General features: G+C 42.7%; 21 protein-coding genes. 12 read left to right on the top strand and 9 right to left on the bottom strand.

Going from position 1 to position 20,633, the window contains the following annotated elements; genetic code table 11:
- Positions 1-12 precede the first annotated feature (12 nt).
- On the top strand, positions 13-993 hold the full coding sequence (locus tag KIH41_RS05545) for a hypothetical protein (RefSeq protein WP_213943961.1): 981 nt from the start codon (positions 13-15) through the stop codon (positions 991-993).
- A 232-nt stretch (positions 994-1,225) separates the two neighbouring features.
- On the opposite strand, the gene KIH41_RS05540 is transcribed toward KIH41_RS05545, so the two are convergent.
- From KIH41_RS05540 to KIH41_RS05515, 6 genes are all read right to left on the bottom strand, one after another.
- Positions 1,226-1,582 carry a translation initiation factor gene (locus tag KIH41_RS05540; protein ID WP_213943962.1) on the bottom strand — a complete coding sequence of 119 codons (357 nt, stop codon included), beginning with the start codon at positions 1,580-1,582 and terminating at the stop codon, positions 1,226-1,228.
- A gap of 39 nt (positions 1,583-1,621) precedes the next feature.
- Positions 1,622-2,476, bottom strand: coding sequence for a universal stress protein (locus KIH41_RS05535; RefSeq protein WP_213943963.1), 855 nt, complete (start codon positions 2,474-2,476; stop codon positions 1,622-1,624).
- Positions 2,477-2,505: 29 nt separating this feature from the next.
- Positions 2,506-3,426, bottom strand: a complete 921-nt coding sequence (locus KIH41_RS05530) for a 1,4-dihydroxy-2-naphthoate polyprenyltransferase (RefSeq protein ID WP_214161794.1) — start codon at positions 3,424-3,426, stop codon at positions 2,506-2,508.
- Positions 3,427-3,561: 135 nt separating this feature from the next.
- A complete protein-coding gene (locus KIH41_RS05525) occupies positions 3,562-4,161 on the bottom strand; it encodes a glutathione peroxidase (RefSeq protein WP_213943965.1) in 600 nt (199 codons plus the stop codon).
- Positions 4,162-4,239: 78 nt separating this feature from the next.
- Positions 4,240-6,030 (bottom strand): arginine--tRNA ligase, encoded by a 1,791-nt coding sequence (gene argS / locus KIH41_RS05520; RefSeq protein WP_214161793.1) that lies wholly within the window; start codon positions 6,028-6,030, stop codon positions 4,240-4,242.
- A gap of 45 nt (positions 6,031-6,075) precedes the next feature.
- Positions 6,076-7,026 carry an arginase gene (locus KIH41_RS05515; RefSeq protein ID WP_213943967.1) on the bottom strand — a complete coding sequence of 317 codons (951 nt, stop codon included), beginning with the start codon at positions 7,024-7,026 and terminating at the stop codon, positions 6,076-6,078.
- Between the two features lie 170 nt (positions 7,027-7,196).
- Between KIH41_RS05515 and KIH41_RS05510 the strand changes: the two genes are divergently transcribed.
- The 5 genes from KIH41_RS05510 to KIH41_RS05490 all read left to right on the top strand — a co-directional run bounded on the left by KIH41_RS05510 (position 7,197) and on the right by KIH41_RS05490 (position 12,849).
- Positions 7,197-7,955, top strand: coding sequence for a metallophosphoesterase (locus KIH41_RS05510; protein WP_214161792.1), 759 nt, complete (start codon positions 7,197-7,199; stop codon positions 7,953-7,955).
- Positions 7,956-8,170: 215 nt separating this feature from the next.
- Positions 8,171-9,559 carry an arginine decarboxylase gene (locus KIH41_RS05505; RefSeq protein ID WP_213943969.1) on the top strand — a complete coding sequence of 463 codons (1,389 nt, stop codon included), beginning with the start codon at positions 8,171-8,173 and terminating at the stop codon, positions 9,557-9,559.
- 305 nt (positions 9,560-9,864) lie between these two features.
- Positions 9,865-10,116, top strand: a complete 252-nt coding sequence (locus KIH41_RS05500; protein ID WP_214161791.1) for a hypothetical protein — start codon at positions 9,865-9,867, stop codon at positions 10,114-10,116.
- Positions 10,117-10,260: 144 nt separating this feature from the next.
- Positions 10,261-10,833 (top strand): DUF4199 domain-containing protein, encoded by a 573-nt coding sequence (locus KIH41_RS05495; RefSeq protein ID WP_214161790.1) that lies wholly within the window; start codon positions 10,261-10,263, stop codon positions 10,831-10,833.
- A gap of 219 nt (positions 10,834-11,052) precedes the next feature.
- On the top strand, positions 11,053-12,849 hold the full coding sequence (locus KIH41_RS05490) for a DUF2207 domain-containing protein (RefSeq protein ID WP_214161789.1): 1,797 nt from the start codon (positions 11,053-11,055) through the stop codon (positions 12,847-12,849).
- A gap of 20 nt (positions 12,850-12,869) precedes the next feature.
- Here KIH41_RS05490 and KIH41_RS05485 read toward each other — a convergent pair whose 3' ends face one another.
- Positions 12,870-13,235, bottom strand: coding sequence for a DUF2200 domain-containing protein (locus KIH41_RS05485; protein WP_214161788.1), 366 nt, complete (start codon positions 13,233-13,235; stop codon positions 12,870-12,872).
- Between the two features lie 128 nt (positions 13,236-13,363).
- Between KIH41_RS05485 and KIH41_RS05480 the strand changes: the two genes are divergently transcribed.
- Complete coding sequence (locus KIH41_RS05480; RefSeq protein ID WP_214161787.1) at positions 13,364-13,750, top strand: VOC family protein; 387 nt, start codon at positions 13,364-13,366, stop codon at positions 13,748-13,750.
- A gap of 174 nt (positions 13,751-13,924) precedes the next feature.
- On the top strand, positions 13,925-14,419 hold the full coding sequence (locus KIH41_RS05475) for a cupin domain-containing protein (RefSeq protein ID WP_213943975.1): 495 nt from the start codon (positions 13,925-13,927) through the stop codon (positions 14,417-14,419).
- A gap of 5 nt (positions 14,420-14,424) precedes the next feature.
- Here KIH41_RS05475 and KIH41_RS05470 read toward each other — a convergent pair whose 3' ends face one another.
- Complete coding sequence (locus KIH41_RS05470) at positions 14,425-15,567, bottom strand: sensor histidine kinase (RefSeq protein ID WP_214161786.1); 1,143 nt, start codon at positions 15,565-15,567, stop codon at positions 14,425-14,427.
- A gap of 260 nt (positions 15,568-15,827) precedes the next feature.
- Between KIH41_RS05470 and KIH41_RS05465 the strand changes: the two genes are divergently transcribed.
- The 4 genes from KIH41_RS05465 (at position 15,828) to KIH41_RS05450 (ending at position 20,051) form a co-directional block, all read left to right on the top strand.
- Positions 15,828-16,256, top strand: a complete 429-nt coding sequence (locus KIH41_RS05465) for a DUF1801 domain-containing protein (RefSeq protein WP_214161785.1) — start codon at positions 15,828-15,830, stop codon at positions 16,254-16,256.
- A 464-nt stretch (positions 16,257-16,720) separates the two neighbouring features.
- Positions 16,721-17,254 (top strand): RNA polymerase sigma factor, encoded by a 534-nt coding sequence (locus KIH41_RS05460; RefSeq protein WP_213943978.1) that lies wholly within the window; start codon positions 16,721-16,723, stop codon positions 17,252-17,254.
- Positions 17,254-18,051, top strand: a complete 798-nt coding sequence (locus tag KIH41_RS05455; RefSeq protein WP_213943979.1) for an anti-sigma factor — start codon at positions 17,254-17,256, stop codon at positions 18,049-18,051. Before KIH41_RS05460 ends, KIH41_RS05455 begins: the two co-directional genes overlap by 1 nt.
- Positions 18,052-18,512: 461 nt before the next feature.
- Positions 18,513-20,051, top strand: coding sequence for a DUF4394 domain-containing protein (locus KIH41_RS05450; RefSeq protein WP_246538976.1), 1,539 nt, complete (start codon positions 18,513-18,515; stop codon positions 20,049-20,051).
- 66 nt (positions 20,052-20,117) lie between these two features.
- Here the strand turns inward: KIH41_RS05450 and KIH41_RS05445 are convergent, their stop codons facing one another.
- On the bottom strand, positions 20,118-20,633 hold the full coding sequence (locus KIH41_RS05445; protein WP_214161784.1) for a hypothetical protein: 516 nt from the start codon (positions 20,631-20,633) through the stop codon (positions 20,118-20,120).

The raw sequence follows: 20,633 nt of genomic DNA, 5'->3' as shown, positions 1-20,633 counted from the left end.
AATAGAACAACGATGAAAAAAATATTATATACAAAAGGGTTATTGCTGGCTTTGATAGGAGTGATGGCCTCTTGCGTGGATTTCGTTGACCCCAACATCCCTTATAAGGATTTTGATACGGGGGCGTATCTGCGGACCATTGAAAGAAGCAGCATTACATTCTCCTATGACGACATCAATGATGTATTTGATGCGGCCAACTCCAGTTTCTCTCTGATCCTGGAGGCTGTAGATGCGCAAAATGGAGGGACAGTGGAATCTGTGGAAATCCGTGCTAGGCACAGAAGGCTGATACCGGGTGTAGGATTGGAATATAGACCAGTTTTGGAACAGGAGGATCCTATTGTTAGAACCCTTTCCCAAGCTGACTTTGCTCCTGCTGATGGAACAAGGTTCTTGAGGACTAATTTCACCATTCCTGCAGATGAGGTGTTAAGTGCCTTGGGTATGACTGCGGCGGATGTAAATAGAGGAGATGTGTTTGAGATGAGATTGGTGCTAGTGGACAACCAAGGGCGTCGCTTTTCCAACAACAACAGAAGCTCCGATGTGGCAGGGGGGTTCTTCTATGATTCCCCTTTCCAGTATAACGTAAACGTGGTTTGTCCATCTGATTTGGGCGGTACTTTTGCCTTCACTACTACCAATGCGGTACCAGCTGCGGCGGGATGCGCCCCATCAGTTTCCGGTGAGGTGACCATCACTCCAGTGGCGGGCATTCCTGGTCAATATTCGGTATCGGATGTTTCTTTTGGGGTATTTGCCTGCGCCTATGGCGATACACCTCCAGGTGGATCGGTAAGGCTATCGGATTCTTGTGGATCGTTGAGCTTCACAGGGACGGATAAGTACGGAGATGCATATGATATCGTCTTTGTTAGCAACGACGGCACAAACTTAACCTTTAACTGGACCAACACCTGGGGTGATGGGGGAACTACTACACTCACAGGACCGGAAGGATTCTGGCCAGCTAACTTGAGAACAGACTGAAACTAGTAAACTTTTCTTCTATCAAAAGGCAACTCCACTTGGGGTTGCTTTTTTTTCATGTACCAGGTACTAAGTACTATGTACTAAGTAAAAAAAAACGCCTTTCTCTGATTAGAAAAAGGCGTTAAAACTATAGGACTGTGCTGGCTATTGTCTTCGGTCTCCCGTCTCCGGTCTTAACCCTATAAACTTTCCGCGCAGCGGAAAAATAAACCATAAACCATAAACCAACCTAGCCTCCAGATTTTTTGGCCTTATATCCCGCGTCCTGCAAGACCTGAAGGATTTTGTCCCGATGGTCTCCTTGGATCAAGATCTCACCGTCTTTTACGCTCCCGCCTACACCGCATTTGTTTTTAAGCATTTTGCCCAAATCCTTGAGGTCATCTTCAGAACCCACAAATCCAGCCACCAAACTCACCTGCTTGCCGCCTCGAGATTTCTTGTCCAGCATTACCTTGAGGTTCTGCTGTTGGGGAGGTAAGGTTTCTTCTTCCTCATCACCACCATGGTCAAACTCAAAGTCCTCATTGGTGCTGTACACCATGCCTCCTCTGTCTTTCCAATCGTTCTTTTTTTTCTTACCCATAATCCATGTACTAGGTATCTAAGTACTATTTTCTATGTTTTATTTCCTTTTCCTCATCGTCCATACAGGTCTTCTGGCGTGGTTGACTACGTCTTCGGCGATGCTGCCGGAGATCAGATGCATAAAGCCTGTCCGGCCATGTGTGGCCATGGCGATCATATTAGCGTCGATATCGTCTGCATACTCAATGATGCCTTCTTCTTCAGAAGAGCTGTTGTATATTTCCACTTGAACATTGGAAATCCCCAGCTTTTCCACGAATTTTTTGATCCTGCTTTTCGAATCCCTGCTGTTTTCAAACAGACTAGGGGTGTTTACCTTAACCATACAGATCTCTGCTCCTAGAATAGTCTGGAGATCCTTAAGCTCTGTGATGATATCGGAATCCTCCTCATCGTTGAAATCACTTGCGAAAACAATTTTCTTAATTTCTTCTGCCTTGACAGGGTTCTTTACTGTGATCACTGGGCATTTTGAATGCCTCACCACTTTTTCCGTATTGCTGCCAATCAAGAGTTCCTCAATACCGCTCGAGCCTTTGGATCCCATGATGATCAAATCTGCCTTAACCTCGGTGACCTCATTGCTGATCCCGGCATAGGGGTTTCCAAACATCAAGCGGGTTGAAAATTCAAATGGGGAATTTTTATGCAGGGCCTCAATTTCTGCTATCTGCTTTTTGCGTTTTTCTACCAGCTCAATCATGAAAACGTTATTGAGCTCATTGTCACCCATATTTACTTCCCCCATCGTGTTGAAACTCTGGGTGGTGGGAAGTTCCACTATGTGAAGTAATTTGAGCTTACAGTTGGCTTTGGTGGCAAGCTCTTTGGCTAATTCAAAAGCGTTGATTGCCTCTTGCGAAAAATCGTAGGGTACTAGAATCGTTTTCATTAGGTTGTGTTTAGTGTTACAGCCTTAATTTACAATAATTCTACCAAATTTACCCCAACTCCAAATGCCAAAACCCAAAGTAAGGTAGAAATCGCCATTTTTTTCAAGTAAGGATCCACTTTCTCAGCGCTAGTTTCCCTACTCACCCCGCTGCCCACCTTTAGCATAAATGGCAAAATCACCAATGCGGCTAACCCGCCCCAGGCATTTTCAAGAAAAACGTACAGTATCAAACTCACATTTCCCCCAATTATCAGCATCCAATTATACCGCACTGCTGCCTCACGGCCAATTCTTACAGGAATGGATTTTTTCCCAGCCTGCTTATCGCTTTTGATATCCCGGATGTTGTTGATATTCAATACGGCCGTGCTAAATAGCCCGAGTGAAATAGCCGGAAAAAGTATTGGCAGGTGGATATTAAGCGAATGGAGATAATAGGTGCCCAATACGCCTGTCAATCCGAAAAATAGGAAAACCGAAATGTCGCCTAGTCCGATATAGCCATAGGGATTGGAGCCAGAAGTATAAGTGACAGCCGCAAAAATGGCCAGTAGGCCAAGACCTACAAAGGCTGCTATCAGTAGCCAACTCGCCAAGGCAACGTAAAGGAGCAAAAGCCCACTTAAAAAAGAAAGCATAGCAAATAAATACATGGCAACCTTCATTTCAGCCAAGGGGATGATTCCCGATTGGACGGCTCTAATTGGACCTTCCCGGTCGGTACTGTCAGCTCCGTGGACGGAGTCCCCGTAGTCATTGGCCAGATTGGATAAAATTTGAAGTAGGGTAGTGGTAAGGGCCGCCATCACAAATACTTCCCACCTGTAGATACCATAAAAATAAGCCAGAAAACTGGCCATTAAGATGCTGGATAGCGCTAAAGGTAGGGTTCTAAGCCTGAGTGCGTGTAGCCAAGCCTCTCTCTTATTGGTTAATTTTACTTCCACTGTAGATTAAGACTAAAACCTGCTAAGTCCATTGTTACAAACTAGACCATACAGGTTTTTGATGATATAGATAAACCTGCCAGATCTATGATTTTACAAGACCCGGCAGGTTTTATTGTTGTTCTTATTTCGCAATTATGCGTCCAAATGCTTGGTGATTTCCTTGTCCATTGGGCTTACGGAGCTTGGATAGAATTCGATCAATTCGCCATTCTCGTCGACAAGGTACTTGCAGAAATTCCAGGATGGCTCTTTATCATTCCAACCATTCATGTCCTTGTCGGAAAGCCATCTATAAAGCGGATGTTTGTCAACACCTTTTACTGACACCTTTTCGAACATTGGGAAAGTAACACCGTAGTTTTCAGTACAAAACGCCTTGATATCCTCTTCCGTGCCTGGTTCCTGACCTCCGAAGTTATTGGCTGGGAATCCTAAAACAAGTAGTTCATCCCCATGCTTCTCATGAAGCTCCTGTAATTCGGCATATTGAGGGGTATAACCACACTTGGATGCAACATTCACAAGCAGTACTTTTTTGCCTTTAAAATCGGCAAAATTTACCTCGTTGCCATCAATGTCGTTCAATTTGAAATCATGAAATTCTTTTGCCATAATCATATCATCTAAACTGACCACCGATGCTTCCACCGTTTCCGCAGTGTCCTCTGCGGTGGAGGTATTCCCCTGACAGCCAAAGGCCAAAAGAGCGAATAGGATAAGTAATTTGTTCATATATTAATCAAGATCCATTCTCGTAAGTATACCATACTATGAGCAGTCTGCTTAGTACATAGTACTTAGTACAGCTTTTTACATCCGATCCGGTACCCTCACACCCAACAACTTCATTCCGGCTTTAAGTGTTTTGGCCACTTGGTTGGAAAGTGCTACTCTGAAAGACTGAACCAGTGCATCTGCCTCATTAAAGATAGGCAATTCGGCATAAAAACGGTTATATTCCTTAGCCAAATCAAACATGTACTGGGCAATGATAGATGGTGCTAGATCTTCTCCAGCCTGTCTGATTTTCTTCTCAAAATCGTTGAGTAAAATAATCAAATCCTGCTCAGAAGTCTCAATTTTTTCCAATTGGGTGAAGTCTGCAGTTTTGAAATCCACCCCGATTTGGTCAGCTTTTCTCAAAATGGCGGAAATCCTTGCATGGCTGTACTGGATGAATGGCCCTGTGTTTCCCTGGAACTCTATCGATTCCTGAGGGTTGAACAGCATGCGCTTTTTGGGATCTACCTTTAACAAGAAGTATTTCAAAGCACCCATTCCAAGGATTTCATACAGCTCTTTGGCCTGTTCATCGGAGAATCCGTCGATTTTGCCAAGCTCCTTGGTATGGCTTTCAGCCGTGTCAATCATTTCCTGCATCAAATCATCCGCATCCACCACAGTGCCCTCTCTCGATTTCATTTTGCCAGTAGGAAGATCCACCATGCCGTAAGATAGGTGATACAAGCCATCACCGTAAGGTCTGCCCAGCTTTCTCATGATTTTGAACAAGACATCAAAATGATAATCTTGCTCATTGCCCACCACATATACCGATTTGTCAAGCGTGAAATCCTTGTATTTCAAATCGGCCGTACCCATATCTTGGGTAATGTATACTGATGTGCCATCTCCTCGAAGAACAAGTTTTTCATCAAGTCCTTCATCGGTCAGGTCTACCCAAACGCTTCCGTTTTCTTTTTTATAGAAAACACCCTTCTTCAAACCTTCTTCTACAATGTCTTTACCCAATAGGTAGGTGTCGGATTCGTAGTAAAACTTGTCGAATAGCACACCCATACGCTTGTAGGTTTCATTGAAGCCCTGGTAAACCCACTGGTTCATCTGCTTCCATAGGTCCACGGTTTCTTTATCTCCCGCTTCCCACTTGCGAAGCATTTCCTGAGCCTCCATCATCCAAGGCGCCATGCTTTTGGCCATATCCTCTGATTGGCCGCTTTCTTTGAGTTCAGCTACCTGTCTTTTATATTCTTGGTCAAAGGCCACATAGTATTTACCCGCCAAGTGGTCCCCTTTGATTCCAGCCGAATCAGGGGTCTCCCCATTGGCAAGATGCTTATAGGCCACCATTGACTTGCAAATGTGGATCCCTCGGTCATTTACCAAGTTGGCCTTGATCACCTCATAGCCATTGGCAGCAAGGATTTCCGAAATGGAAAAGCCTAGAAAGTTATTTCTCAAATGCCCCAAATGAAGGGGTTTGTTGGTATTAGGGCTGCTGTATTCCACCATCACCTTCTGACCATTGGAGGGAAGCTGCCCGATTTTTTCCTTGGTGTAAAGTTTTTGGAACACATCCACCCACAGATTTTCCTCTACCACCAAGTTCAAGAAACCCTTTACCACATTGAAATTTTTCACAGCAGTGCTGTTTTCTTTCAAGTATTGGCCAATCATGGTGCCCGCCTGTTCAGGATTTGTTTTGGTCACTTTCAAGAAAGGGAACATCACAAAAGTGTATGTGCCTTCAAATTCCTTTCGGGTAGGCTGCAGTGATAGGGTGGAAGGTTCTACTTGGTGGTCAAACAATGCCTTGAAGGCAAGGGAAATGTCTTGTAAAATCTGTTCTTGAATTGTCATGGTGATTAATTCCGCTTTCGGTGCGGTGATTATAGCTATAAAAAATTAAAAGTTTTTCTCTAGTGATTTGGTAGTGGCTTCCAATACATCAAATGCATTCTCAGCCATCAGGTTTTCAGAATCCAGGGTTGGGTTTACCTCTACGATTTCCCAACAGCATACGCGCTTATCTTTAATAAGCTCTACATTTAAGGAAATGGCCTCCTCAACATTGATGCCATTGGGAACAGGTGTGCCGGTACCAACGGAAATTGAGCTGTCCATAGAATCCACATCAAAGGAAATGTAGATCTGGTCACAGTCCTTCAGACGTTCCAAGGCCTTTTTGGCAGTTTCTTTTATCCCCAATTTTTTTACCTCATCCGTCTTAATATTTAAGATATGGTGTTTCTTGATCAGGTAGTTTTCAGGCTCCTCGGTATCTCTCACGGAAATGAAGACAATATCTTCAGGGGCGATTTTAGGTTCAGATCCTCCGATGCTTTTGATTTTTTCCCAGTAAGCGATTGTCTCCTCGGAAGGGTCATTCACTTTGCAATCCAGATTGTCAATGCCCATGCACATGGCCAGCGGCATGCCGTGCATGTTGCCCGATGGAGTAGTGTAGGGGGTATGCATGTCGGCGTGGGCGTCAATCCAGATTACGCCCAGGCGTTTTTCAGGTTCGGCAGCCTTGATTCCCATGATTGTGCCCGCTGCTGTGGAGTGGTCTCCAGCCAATACTATTGGGAATTTCTTTTCAGCCCTTAAGGACTTGATGGTTTTATATACGTTGTTCAAAACTTCATGAACCCCATCGATATACCTTGCGTGAGGAAACTTGTTGTTTTTCCAGAGATAATTATTGGCGTCTGGAACATTGATGGGGTCAAACTGGGTGAAAAAATTAGAATGCTTGTCTAGGCTGGCGATTTTCAAGGCATCAATTCCGAGACTTGCGCCTCTGGTTCCTGCTGCGATCTCCGATCTTACCTCAACTAATTTAATGTTACGCATATAAATGGGTTTAAATTCAAATCCTATCCCACAGGGTGGAATATAAGTGCAAAATTAACTAAAATAGTTAGGAAATGCATATGTAATCATGACCTAGAACTATCTTTTTCCCATTTGAGTTATAAGGGTGGAAAACTGATGTTTAACCTTAATTGAAACCACCTATTCTTATGCGGGTCCAATATCTGTCTGATTTACATTTGGAATTTCCGGAAAATAGAGAACATCTTAAACAAAACCCCATCAAGCCACTCGCCGAATATCTAATAATAGCCGGCGACTTGGTGCCTTTTCGGATTATGGATAGGCACACGGATTTTTTTGATTACCTGTCGGATAATTTTGAGCAGGTCTACTGGCTTCCTGGTAACCACGAATATTATCATAATGATCTTTCTCATCGTAGCGGGCAGCTACATGAGCAGATCCGTTCCAATATCCATTTGATCAATAACCGGGTAATCGGCAAAGGCAATGTCAAATTGATTTTTTCGACCATGTGGTCAGCCATAAAACCTCAAAATGCCTTTTTTCTTCAGCAAGGTTTGATGGATTTTCAGACAATTAAACTTAACGGGAAGCCTTTCAGTGTGGAGGATTTCAACCAGTTGCATATCAATTCTTTAAATTTCATCAAAAAGGAAATTCCAGATGGCTTTAAGGAAAAAATAATAGTGGTGACCCACCATGTGCCCACCTTTATCCATTACCCTGAGAAATATAAGACCAATATCCTCAACGAAGGATTTGCAACCGAACTGTTTCCTTGGATCCAGACCCATGGCCCCAATTATTGGATTTATGGCCACCATCATACCAATACAGAAGACTTCCTGATTGGGGATACGCTCATGCTTACCAATCAACTGGGCTATGTGGCCAAAGGGGAACATAAGTGTTTCCAATCGGGTAAGGTGTTGGAGTTGTGAGATTAGTCCACTGATCACAGTCGGTTGTCAGCCGTGGTCAGTGGACCTATATTATTTTGCCCAAATGATAACCGATCTGCTTTCTTTTTTATTTATTTTGTGCCCCGATTGGCCGGATAAGTTTAGATGCTGGTCAGTTGGATAATTTCTGTATGGTATTTGTGGGCCTAAAGGCTTTCAATCCCGTCCAAACTTTCAAATCATAAACACTGATAATGAACAAATACAAAGACCTCATCCAACAAACCTTCGATTTTCCCACCAAGGAATTTAAAGTAGAGGACAACAAGCTATTCTTCAATGGTGTAAACCTGATGGACATCATCGAGGAATATGGAACGCCCCTCAAGCTCACCTACCTGCCGAAAATCAGCGAAAACATACAGAACGCCAAGACAATTTTTAACAATGCGATCAAGGCCCACGACTATCAGGGAACCTATACGTATTGTTATTGCACAAAGTCTTCCCACTTTAGCTTTGTGATGGATGAGGCGCTTAAAAATGATATTCATATCGAAACCTCCTCATCCTTTGATATTCCGATCATTCGCAACCTGTTTGAAAGAGGGAAAATCACAAAAGAAACCTTCATTGTATGTAATGGATTCAAAAGACAGCTTTACCGTGAATTGATCACCGGACTGCTCAATGACGGATTTGTAAACTGTATTCCGGTCTTGGATAACCTGACGGAGATTGATTACTACTTGGAGCATGTCAAGGTGCCATTTAAGGTGGGGATCAGGATCGCTTCCGATGAGGAACCTAAATTTGGTTTTTATACTTCCCGATTGGGCGTTAGGTATGCGGATATCATCAAGCTGTATGAAGAAAAAATTAAGGGCAACCCGAACGTAAGCCTAAAGATGCTTCACTTCTTCATCAACTCAGGTATCAAGGATACGGCTTATTACTGGTCGGAATTGACGCGATTTATCCAGAAATATGTGGACTTAAGAAAAGTGGCACCAGAACTCGATACCATGGATATTGGGGGTGGTTTTCCAATCAAGACCAATGTGTTTTTCGACTATGATTACCAATATATGGCAGATCAGATTGTGAAAAATATTAAATGGATGTGTGCTAAAAACAACACGGTTGAACCAAATATTTTTACCGAGTTTGGTAGCTACACAGTAGGGGAGAGCGGTGCGGTTCTTTATTCCATATTGGATGAAAAGCTGCAGAACGACAAGGAGTTATGGTATATGATTGATGGATCATTCATCACGCAGCTGCCCGATAGTTGGGGACTTGACCAAAAATATATCATGTTGGCAGTGAATAACTGGGATGAGGAATACCACAATATCTCGCTTGGTGGGTTAACCTGTGACAGTATGGACTATTATAATAGTGAAGCCCACCAGTTCAATATCTACCTGCCCAAAATCGAGCAGGGCCGTAAGCAATACATAGGTTTCTTCCACACCGGTGCTTATCAGGAATCCCTGGGTGGCTACGGTGGAATCCAGCATTGCCTAATCCCGGCTCCGAAACATGTGCTGATTCAGCGAGATGAAAATGGCAATATTACCCATGAGCTTTTCGCTGAGGAGCAGACTAGCGATTCGATGTTGAAGACTTTGGGGTATTAATGTAATAGGTACTATGTACTATGTACTATGTACTAGGTATCATGTACTAAGTACTAGGTATTGAGTAAATTATCGTGGTACTTGGTGTGCTTGGTACCAAGTACCACGTACCAAGTATACCGGCAATTGGGGTTTGATTTTAGTCTTTAGGCTAGGATATAATCCTATTGATTTAGGCCTGCGGCCTAAAAGAGAGCGTATGTTGCCCATGTATAGAGGCTGCTGCCGTGTGGGTTCGCCACAAATACTTGGTGCCTGGTACTCTTTGTACGTGGTACCCAAACTTTTACCCAACTAAAAACAAAATGTTCGACAGCCCCGACTATCCAAAACCCCTTTCTGAATCAGATTTCGAAAACTGGCTCGAGGAAGGGCGTAACAGCCCGATGCCCTATAGCTATTTGCTGATCGTGTGGGATGAGCTGGAGGCAAGATACATTCCTGTCTATGTAGAAAGTAGGGAGGAACTTCAAAGTTATCCGAAATATGGCAGCTCACCCGAAAGGCAGTCATTGATTGCAGCTTACGATATTTATTCGGAAAGCAAGGTTGGTTGATAAAGAGGTAAGAGGAAAACGGTAGGCTCTCATGACCTATTTTCCATCTCCCGTCTCCGGTCTTCCGTCTTTTTTTTATTCTCCTAAATGTTGCATTAAAAACAAAAGTTTTATTTATTTAACATGTTTTAAAACTTTTACACAATGGAACAGATAAAGACAGTAAATGAATTGGAAGAGACTTCTTCACTTTCTCAGTCGGCTATTAGAGCAGGCGTTATTTTAGGTTTGATCAGCACATCGCTCACCTTCTTGCTATATTTCGTAGATTATACCCTACTTGCAGCCAGTTGGATGGGGTTGGTGAGCATGGCCTTGATGATCGGTGTGGTAATCTATTTTGGGTTTGATTATCGGAAAGAAATTGGAGGGTTCATTAGCTTTGGAAAAGCGTTTCAGTTTTCTTTCATTGCTTTGGTAATGAGTTCTCTTATTGCCTCTATTGGAAGTTTGTTGCTCTTCAATGTGGTAGACCCCAACCTGCCTGTAGCGCTTGGCGATGTGCAGTTTGAAAATGCCCTTGCCATGATGGAGCGCTTTGGTGCCGCGGGAGCTATGAGCGGTGATCAGATGGATGAAATGAGAAATGGCTTATATGATAATTACAGTGTCATGGGGGTAATTAAAAGCTTTGGTGTGCTTATCATCATTTCCGCCGTTCTTTCTTTGATTATAGGAGCTGTCATAAAAAAGCGTGATAAGTCATTAGATATGTGATTTTTGTGATGATGGCAGGACGGAAGACCGAAGACCGAAGATGCCGGCAATTCTAGCATCAGACCAAAATATTGGTAATTTTCCCTCATGTCGGTGCGATTGCGGAATTACAGATAAATAAATAAGAATAAGAAAAAGGCCCAGAATCGGGCCTTTTTTTATGGGTGCAGGACTATTTACGATTATACTTTATATCATTGAATGAGTTATATTTAAATTATGATGCGTAGAATAACAGTGTTTATGTTGCTTTTGACCTGCCTGTCAATAGCAAAAGTTCATGCGAAAAAAAGCTATAAAATCGACCATGTTAGAATCGAGGCTGTTGTTTTTCCGGATGGTGAGGTTCAGGTGGTAGAAAAGCGGGCTTACAATTTTAAGGGCAAGTTTTCTTACGCGTTCAGGAATTTTCCCCATCAGGAAAACGTCACCTTTGCGGATTTTGAGGTCATGGAAGGCGAGGTGCAATTTCCATTCTCAGGAGAGGAGGAAGAAGGATTTGCGGTGCTATTGGACAAGAAAAATCACCAGGAGTTGGGCTGGGCCTTTGATGCACGGGACGAAATTAGGGAGTTTACCATCGCCTATACCGTCAATGGGCTGGTCGAGAGGTATGAAGATGTAGCGGTGCTTTACTATAAATTCATAGATAGCCAATGGGATGTGCGGCAGGAGAACGTATCGGTCACTATTCGGTTTAAAGGTAAAGGTGATGAAGAAGGAGAGGTGCTGCACTGGCTCCATGGCCCTGCGCAGGCCTTTTCAGAAATGCAGGATGATGATGCCATCAAACTTGAAAGCAATTTTTTGACGAAAAAGGACATGCTTGAGGTTCGGGTTCTTTACCCTGAAGCTTGGTTTGAGGAAGTTCCCCAGCGATCCGGTATGGTGGCTGTTGACATTAAGACTGAAGAGCAGAAATGGGCCGAGGAGGCTAACGCAAAAAGGCTGGCCGCTAAGGAAAGGGAAGCCTTTTTTGCTGATATATATGCAAAAGCCCCATTTATCGCGATGGGTCTATTTCTTGTAGGATTTGGGTTTGCCCTTTTTATATACCGAAAATTCCGCCCAGAGTACCCTAAAGCGGAGTCTAGCCAATCCATAGAAAACCGGCCTCCTTCCAATCTTCACCCGGCCTTTGTTAACTACCTGCTATATGGGTACCTAATCGGCAGGGAATTGACTGCAGTGCTTTATCAACTTGCGTATAAAAAAATGTTAAGGTTGGAAGACAGAAATGAAGATGGGAAAAACAGCAATAAAAAACTGTTTTGGATATTGGACCGGGAAAGGTTCAAAGGTGATGAAAATACACTGTATCCTTTTGAACACTTAGTCATCCATCAAATTTTCACAAAGATTTCCAAAGGTGCCAATGAAGTCAGCTTTTACGAGATGCAAAAGGCCAAACACAATTGGGCTTCCTTCATGGCAAAGTTTAACAAAGCAGTTGCGGAGGAGGGCAAAGGCTTGGATATTTGGAATGCCAGAAGTATCATTGGAATGTATTGGATGGTTGGGCTGTCAATTTTCATGTTTTGCACGTTTGCCTTGGGATTGGCTTTTATTAAAGAATGGTCTCTCCTCTTGGTGCCCTTGCTGGTAATTTTGATAGTGTTGTGCATCCGCCTTCCTAGGAGACAACCTAAGTATCAGCAGGAATATTTCAGGTGGCTGAGCTATCGGAAATATCTCAAATCAGCCTTGAGGAGGAAAAGTGATGAGAAGTTGGATTATGAGCTTCTGAATGAGCATTTAATTTATGGGACCACCCTGGGGTTGACCAAAAGTAATATTGATAAGCTGCTCACGAATGTTCCAAATGGAAATTATTCCCACTACCTTTTCTGGTATGTGGTACTTTTTAACAATGGATCGGCCCCATCTTCCAAAACCATTTCCAATATGGTGAGCAATTTGTCCATAAGTCCCATGAGTTCGGGAGGCGGAACAGGTGGTGGAGCATCTTTTGGCGGTGGAGGAGGCGTGTCGGCCGGTGGAGGCGGGGCCAGATAAAAAGCATAATAAAATTGTCCTTATTGGCCACGTATGATTTTCTCCATTTTCCTTCCTTTGGCCAGCTCATCCACCAGTTTGTCGAGATACCTTACCTGTCGGGTAAGGGGAGTTTCGATGTCCTCAATTCTGTAGCCACAGATCACACCAGTGATAAGGCTGGCATTGGGGTGGAGTCTGGCTTGTTGGAAGAAAGTCTCAAATGTAGCTTTCTCATCGATGAGGTCCTGCAGCTTTTTGTCATCAAAGCCAGTCAGCCACTCAATTACCTGGTGGAGCTCTTCCTTTGACCTGCCTTTCTTTTCCACTTTGGTAAGATAATGCGGGTACACGGAGGCAAATGTCATTTTTGCCATACGCTCGTCATGTTCCGGTGTAGTGATCATATCAAAATAAGGTTAAGCTTTCTGTAATTTACGTTTTTTGAAATAAATATCCGAAGCAGGATGAGGAATTAGAGGAATGTCATGCCCTGTCTTTGTAGATTTGCCATGAAATTATAAATAAAGCTAAGATGAAACTGTATAGAATTATATTTCCTGTCAATGATATTGAAAAAGCAACCGAGTTTTATACTGGGGTTTTCGACCAGCAGGGAGAAAGGGTGTCTCAAGGCAGACATTATTTTGACCTGGAAGGGACAATACTGGCCTTGTATGACCCCATTGCGGATGGTGATGGGGTGGAAAAACCATGGTCTTTTCATGAAAATCAATACATCTACATCTGCACGGATCAGATAGAGCTCGTGCATCAAAAGTTTTTAAATGATCTGAACGTAAAATATGTAGATGAAAATATAGAAATTATGCCGTGGGGAGAAAGGATGTTTTATGCCAATGATCCCTTTGGAAACCCCGTTTGTTTCGTGGATAGCCAAACTGTTTTTACCGGTAGATGAATGAGGTTTTTCGGAAAACAGGTGTGCATATATCATTTATTGCATTTTTAATCAGTTTTGGGTATAGTTTATGCTGAGGTTGAAAATAGTATGGGCAATGTTATCAATCATAAAGAAGGTCACTCTATAACTTTTCTGAAAACATCAGGAGAGACACTAGGGGAGTACACTAAAATGAGAGTGAAACTGTACCCCAACTCAGACAACCCACTACACTTTCACAAAAGTTACACCCAGGAAGTAAAAGCTACAGATGGAACGGTATGCATCAAACTTAAGGGAGGGGAAAGGACTTTTTTGAAGAGTGGAGATTCTTTCTTGGTTGAAAAGTCAATACCCCATGCCGTAATTAACCCCAGTCAGGTACCCATAGAGTACGAAATCACTTGTCGTCCCGGACAGGCTAATATCGAGAAAGGATATAGGCTGAAATTCGAACTTGAAAATCAAGATATTAAACCGACGCTGCTTGATGATTGGCTGTTGATGGATCTACGCGGTACCTATCCCATTGGTTTTCGTTACAAGGTTTTTGCTAAACTTAAAACAATCTTCTTGTTCAAGTGGATGCTTTACAAGCGTCTTGACCAATTGGAGAAAAAAGTACGCCCCCAATTCAACACCTTTCATGAAAGCCAGGCAAGTACTGGGGATTTGGAAAGCGGATGAGGGATTTAAGACCGTATGTGTTGTTTGGAGGAGCTGTAATCCATTGCTGTCTCAGGTAAGGTAAAATAAAAGCTGCTTCCATTGCCATAACGTGTATTTACCCCAATCTTACCTTGGTGGATTTCCACGATTTTTTTGCAAATGGTCATGCCAAGCCCAGCCCCCAAGGTGCCGGAATTGTCCACCTGAAACATGAATTCAAAAATTTTGTCGGCCTCAGTTTTTTCAATGCCCTTGCCGTTGTCCATCACATTGATCAGTGTCATTCCATGGTCCGACTTTTGAGCAAATATCTTAACCACAGGAACGGCAGCAGACCTGAATTTCATCGTGTTACTGAGTAAATGGTAGAAAAGTAAGTGCAATTGCTTCCGGTTGCCGTACACGGTAGGGAGTTCGGCAACATTCACGGTGGCTTGATGCATTTCGAGCTTTGAATTCATATCTCTAACCACCTTATGAACCAATTCCTGCAAGCTTATTTTCTCCATTCTTGGTGCAGTGTCCAAGTGGTAGTATGTTGAAAAATCCTGAATCATCCTGTTGGAAACTCTGCTTAAGTTCTTGATTTTGTTAGCCAGGTATTGCCCCTCATTGCGGAAAAGTGCTTCACGATGCAGCAATTCTATTTCTTCCTCCAACTCCGCGATCCTTGGATGTAACCCGACTTCCTGACTAAAGACAAACTTTTCAAACTCCTCAAGTTTTTTGCTTAAGGTTCCATTGAAAATACTTAATCCCTCCATCTCAAAATCAAACCCCTTTTTTATATTTACGGGAGCGGTTTGATCCAGTAAGCTGAAAAAATAGAGGTGTTCTCCAGTGGTGAAATCTTGAATAACTTGTCCGCTAATACTACACTCTGTGCCTATACCATTGGCGGTAAAACAAAGATAGGCTTCTTTGATGCTGCCTTGGGCTTTTAAAAGGGGAAGATAGTGGTTGGTCAAAAACACCTGTGCAGCCCGATCCACCAAATCATCTAAAAAGAGCCCCTGTATAAAGTCTTTAGGCCTGTGCAGCCAGTTGGCAAAGGTTTCGTTTACCGACTTGATCTGCCTATTGAAATTACAAACCATGTAGCCACAGGGTGCATGGTCGTAAAGTAATTTTTGATCGAAAATATTGACGCTTTGTTCCAATCTCATTTAATTCTGATGATCTAAATATGCCAGATCTAACCGAAATGCTTTTGGTAGTCACACCTAGCAGACTTACAAAAATAAATAGATTCAATTTTAAGTTAAAATAGTTATATTTATATTTTTATCTGCTTAACATTTTAGCTTATTTTGGACCACTTTCTCAAAATGTGTTTAACATGAATTGCCTATGCTTACACGGGTTTTTAGGGTTCTGATCCACTGACACTATAACTTTATGTATATTTAATCTAAAACACTAAAGAATGGCTGAGATCAAAACCAAGCAAACAGATGCAGATGTGCTGGAATTTATAGAAACTTTTGCGAATACTGAGCAAAAGAAGCGCGACAGTTATGACCTGATCCAAGTCATGAGCGAATGCTCGGGCTTTGAACCCAAAATGTGGGGCCCCTCTATTATAGGGTTTGGTAAATATCACTACAAATCCGACCGAAGTAGACAAGAGGGAGATTGGCCTCTAGTGGCTTTTTCCCCACGAAAAGCTGCCATCTCTTTATATGTATATATGGGAGGGGAGCAACAAAATGAGTTGCTCAAAAATCTAGGGAAGTACAAAATGGGTAAGTCTTGTATCTACATCAAAAAGCTGTCAGACATAAATGTGGAGGTTTTGAAAAAATTGATGTTGACTACTATGCAAATGTTGGAGTCAAAATATGGAGTTGGTTAAACCAAGCCATTGACAAAAAAAAAAAAGCTACGCAGTAAACACCGCGTAGCTTTTTGCATTAACAATAAACCCAAAATAACCTAGCTGTAGGAGAAGGATTCGAACCTCCACAGGGCTGTTAGGCATGACTTGAGCTCTAAGTCTGCTTTATCCTATCATCTAAGACGACCTCCCTACCCCCGAGACAGGAGGGCTTGTCTGCCAGTTCCAACACCCTACAGTGTGATATTGAACTTTCAATACGATAAAGGTAATGAAATAATGTTTTTGTTGTCAAGTTTTTAATGTAAAATATTTAAAATTATTTTATTTGTAATAAGATTAGGGTTTTGGTAGAGAATCAGCATTTCGTTTTTTGAGGATTATAAGGTCTCGAGAAGAAAATTATAATGGTTTACAGTTACATGGTTGAACAATTTGTGGAGATATTGCTTTTAAGGAAAGTACTTTTTAAATTCAACTAATTGCAGGAAAAGCAAATCATCTCGGGACTCAAAGCACGTAACAAGGCTGCCGTGGACTATCTCTATGAGAAATATTCCAGGGCTCTTTTTGCTGTGGTGTCTAGAATAATCCTGGATAGGGATCTTGCTGAGGAGGTGTTTCATGATGCTTTTGTCAAAATAGTGGGAAAGATCCATACCTACCAGGAGGATAAGGGATCTCTATACACATGGATGGCCAACGTTTGCCGAAATGCCGCCATTGATAAAACAAGGTCCAAAGATTTTTCTAAGACTGGGCAAACCAACAATATCGACGATCATATATCAGCCCTTGAGGGGCAATCGGATACCAGTGATTATGTGGAGGGAATCGGTGTGAGAGAGCTTATTACAGAACTCAGCGATGACCAGAGATTTATAATAGACTGCATTTATTTTAAGGGCTATTCCCATAGCGAAATTGCCGAAGAGTTCAACATACCTCTTGGTACCGTAAAGTCTAGAGTGAGGGCTTCCTTTGCTGTGCTAAAGAAAAAAATGGAGAAAATATAGTGGATATTAAAGGCTACATATCGTCAGGCATACTTGAACTTTACCTCTTGGGTGAGCTTTCAGAAATGGAGCGCCGGGAAGTGGAGAACATGGCTGCGCAATATCCAGAGATTAAAGAGGAGCTCCGGCAGCTGGAGTCTGCTATGTTTGCTTTTGATAATAAAACCGGTGTTGAGCCTTCACAGCTTACCAAGCAGAAGATTTATAAAGATTTGGGATTTGAATCTCCCAAAGGTTCGATGAAGACCTTAGATACCCCTCAAGACAAGGAAACCTCCCGGTGGAAAAGTTTTGCTATTGCTGCTGGCTTGGCGGCTGTGCTCGCTTCCGTTTTTGCCATTTATTTTGCCAACAGATACTATGCTACTCAGGAAGAGTACAGGGTCTTGGTTTTGGAGAGGTCTGTGCTGGCAGAGGAAGTAGAAATCAACCGGGCCAGATATGAACAGATGGAAGAGTTTTTAGCGGGAGATTTTGACCGTATACCACTGGAAGGGGATGCCTTCGAAATCCAACAGGATGCCCAAGTGGATATCTTCTGGGATAGAAGTGAAGCACGTGTCTTAGCTTCCGTCCGAAATCTCGGCGTGTTGGATCCTGACCAAGACTATCAACTTTGGGCTATTGGAGAAGATGGGCCTGTGGGTATAGGTTTGATTAATGCCACACAGATTGGATTGCTTCAACAAATGGATGCCGTGACCGCAGCAGGTGCTTTTGCCATCACCATAGAGCCGAAAGGTGGAAGTGAAACTCCTACGCTTGAGAAACTGGTAGTCTTGGGTGAGGTAGTTTAAATAAGGCTAACATAATTTTTTTGATTCTATTATCCTATATATAATGCTATTATATACCGCTATACAATCTTCTTATCAAAATTTATTAAATTTTTTTGGATCAAGTAGATCCAGTTCCACCTCTTGCCTCGTATATCTCCCAAACGACTTAACATCATAATTTATTTATTATTCTTTATTCGGTTGAGGTGGTTGATTTTTTCAAAGGGATGCCTGCGATGGGGCGTCCCCTTTGAAAAAACGGTTTTCTAGCCACAGTCTCCCGTCTTCGGTCTCCGGTCTCCGGTCTGACAACCTATCAATCAAAGGAAAAAAGGATACCGACATCATTACGGATAATTAATTAAAATTATATGATATTTTAGTAAACATAGTTGTTCAACAAGCTGTTGTGAAACCTATTGCTAAAATTTTATTTATAAATATCTTAACTATTATTTAATCTAACTAAACCACTTATTATGAAAAAACCATTTAATTACAATGCTTTAATGGCCCTAGTCTGCGGAGCAGTACTTTGGAGCTGTACAGATGAGATCGATTCCCCTCCGGGAATGGATGGGGATCATGACAATGATACGGCAATGCCGGGTGATGCCCCGGAAATTGCGTTTACGGCTCTTTCCAGCGACAATCAGCTGGTATGGTTCCAGGCACGTGATCTTTCGAGTCCTTTAAATACGGTATCCATTACCGGGCTTGAAGATGGAGATGAGATTGTCAGCATTGACTACAGACCTGCGACAGGCCAACTTTACGGCTTGGGGTCTTCCAGTAGACTTTATATCATCAATGAAAACAGCGGAGAGGCTACCGCCCTTGGTGACGGACCTTTCTCACCTGCATTGGAAGGTGAAAACGCCTCCCTTGACTTCAACCCGACGGTGGATAGAATCAGAGTGGTGACCAATTCTGGCCAAAATCTCAGACTTCACCCTGAACTTGGGACTGTTGTAGCTGAAGATGGGGCCATATCAGGGGGTGATAACCCTATGATCGGAGCTGTAGCCTATACCAACAGCATGGCTGGAGCAGAGTCAACAGAATTATTTGACATTGATTTTAGCACCAATAAACTATATGTCCAGGACCCGCCTAATGACGGAGGACTCAGAGAAATCGGCGACTTAGGCGTAGATTTTAACGGTACTGGTAACTTTGACATCAGTCCCGACAATTCCGCAGCATTGGCAGTGGTTTACAATGAGCAGCGAAACAATCTCTATACGATCAACCTTACCACGGGTGCGGCACAGAATGTAGGCGAATTTAGCCATTCTATCATTGGTATCGCTATCAAAACCAACCCTATAGCTTTTGCCACTTCTCCGGACAACAGGCTGTACAGATTCAATCCACTATCTCCTTCTGATAATTATGTGGACTTGGATGGTCTTGGTACTGGTGAAACGGTAGTAGGCCTTGATTTCAGACCTGCCAATGGTCAATTGTATGCCATTACATCCGAAAGCAGATTAATGACAGTAAATACCGCCAATGGTGAGCTTATGGAAGTGGGTACGCTATCCCCTTACCTTGATGGAACTTCATTTGGCTTTGACTTTAACCCAACAGTGGATAGAATCAGGTTGGTCAGCAATACGGGACAGAATCTAAGACTACACCCTGATGAGGGTACTGTAGTGGAAGTGGATGGGGACCTTAATCCAGGTAGTCCATATGTGAATGCTGCGGCTTACACTAACAATATCCCGACTGCTACTGAGACCATGTTGTTTGTTTTGGATAGTGAAACCAACGCATTGTATACGCAAGATCCGCCAAATGACGGTGTGTTAAATATGGTGGGTGAACTTGGCATCGCATTTACCTCTGAAAATGGCTTTGATATAGGAGGAACGTCAGATAACGCTTATGCACTTTTGGAAGTTGACGGAGCAATGGGCGTCTACCAGATTGACCTTTCCTCAGGTGAAGCGAGTAAAGTTTCAGACTTCAATATTTCGGCTACGGCCATGGCTCTAGGATTAGGGTTCTAAAAATAAGGTGTTTGCTTTAGTATAATTGAAAAACCATCCCGATACATACGGGATGGTTTTTTTAGTTTAGACCTCCATTTCGCTTTTTTCCCTTTGAGCCAAAATCCCCTCAACCTTATGTTTCCATTTGTTGACCAGCTCAAATTCATTCTGCAGGCTGATGAATTTTTCACTGGAAAAGAAGGTGAGATTAATTGGCGTTTTGCCCGGCATATTAGGAATGAAACTCAACTGTAAATCCGTAATAATGCTGGATCCTCCATTTTGGGATGATTTTAGTTTTGAAACCTGCACATCCACGCGTTCGACTTGTTCTAAGTCAATAGTGATAACTTCTGGATTTCCATCCTTTTCCATATAAATCAATTGGGAAGCGGAATTATCCAATCCGATCCCATAGGTAAATCTCCAAGTGTCAAGTTCGTCGAGGTTGAGCCCTTTTCCCGCAGCATAGTGCCGCAGCAAGCTTTTGGTAGCCTTACGTTTTTTTCCGGCTTTTATGGCATAGTACACTATCGGTAGTGCAAACACCACCATTAAGATCAGGGAGGTAATTAACCCTGAGATATTGATGTCGATCAT

It is taken from the genome of Litoribacter ruber (genome assembly GCF_018500185.1).
In the GTDB taxonomy this organism is placed as follows: domain Bacteria; phylum Bacteroidota; class Bacteroidia; order Cytophagales; family Cyclobacteriaceae; genus Litoribacter; species Litoribacter ruber.
This window is presented reverse-complemented; position numbering and strand designations above follow the sequence as displayed.

Excerpts from the sequence above, each read along its gene's own strand:
- KIH41_RS05450 (WP_246538976.1), top strand. The coding sequence starts at position 18,513 with ATGAAAAAACCATTTAATTACAATGCTTTAATGGCCCTAGTCTGCGGA.
- KIH41_RS05480 (WP_214161787.1), top strand. The coding sequence starts at position 13,364 with ATGAAACTGTATAGAATTATATTTCCTGTCAATGATATTGAAAAAGCA.
- KIH41_RS05470 (WP_214161786.1), bottom strand. The coding sequence starts at position 15,567 with ATGAGATTGGAACAAAGCGTCAATATTTTCGATCAAAAATTACTTTAC.
- KIH41_RS05485 (WP_214161788.1), bottom strand. The coding sequence starts at position 13,235 with ATGATCACTACACCGGAACATGACGAGCGTATGGCAAAAATGACATTT.
- KIH41_RS05515 (WP_213943967.1), bottom strand. The coding sequence starts at position 7,026 with ATGCGTAACATTAAATTAGTTGAGGTAAGATCGGAGATCGCAGCAGGA.
- KIH41_RS05540 (WP_213943962.1), bottom strand. The coding sequence starts at position 1,582 with ATGGGTAAGAAAAAAAAGAACGATTGGAAAGACAGAGGAGGCATGGTG.
- KIH41_RS05505 (WP_213943969.1), top strand. The coding sequence starts at position 8,171 with ATGAACAAATACAAAGACCTCATCCAACAAACCTTCGATTTTCCCACC.
- KIH41_RS05535 (WP_213943963.1), bottom strand. The coding sequence starts at position 2,476 with ATGAAAACGATTCTAGTACCCTACGATTTTTCGCAAGAGGCAATCAAC.
- argS (WP_214161793.1), bottom strand. The coding sequence starts at position 6,030 with ATGACAATTCAAGAACAGATTTTACAAGACATTTCCCTTGCCTTCAAG.
- KIH41_RS05490 (WP_214161789.1), top strand. The coding sequence starts at position 11,053 with ATGATGCGTAGAATAACAGTGTTTATGTTGCTTTTGACCTGCCTGTCA.
- KIH41_RS05500 (WP_214161791.1), top strand. The coding sequence starts at position 9,865 with ATGTTCGACAGCCCCGACTATCCAAAACCCCTTTCTGAATCAGATTTC.
- KIH41_RS05510 (WP_214161792.1), top strand. The coding sequence starts at position 7,197 with ATGCGGGTCCAATATCTGTCTGATTTACATTTGGAATTTCCGGAAAAT.
- KIH41_RS05445 (WP_214161784.1), bottom strand. The coding sequence starts at position 20,633 with ATGATCGACATCAATATCTCAGGGTTAATTACCTCCCTGATCTTAATG.
- KIH41_RS05525 (WP_213943965.1), bottom strand. The coding sequence starts at position 4,161 with ATGAACAAATTACTTATCCTATTCGCTCTTTTGGCCTTTGGCTGTCAG.
- KIH41_RS05465 (WP_214161785.1), top strand. The coding sequence starts at position 15,828 with ATGGCTGAGATCAAAACCAAGCAAACAGATGCAGATGTGCTGGAATTT.
- KIH41_RS05495 (WP_214161790.1), top strand. The coding sequence starts at position 10,261 with ATGGAACAGATAAAGACAGTAAATGAATTGGAAGAGACTTCTTCACTT.
- KIH41_RS05545 (WP_213943961.1), top strand. The coding sequence starts at position 13 with ATGAAAAAAATATTATATACAAAAGGGTTATTGCTGGCTTTGATAGGA.
- KIH41_RS05475 (WP_213943975.1), top strand. The coding sequence starts at position 13,925 with ATGAGAGTGAAACTGTACCCCAACTCAGACAACCCACTACACTTTCAC.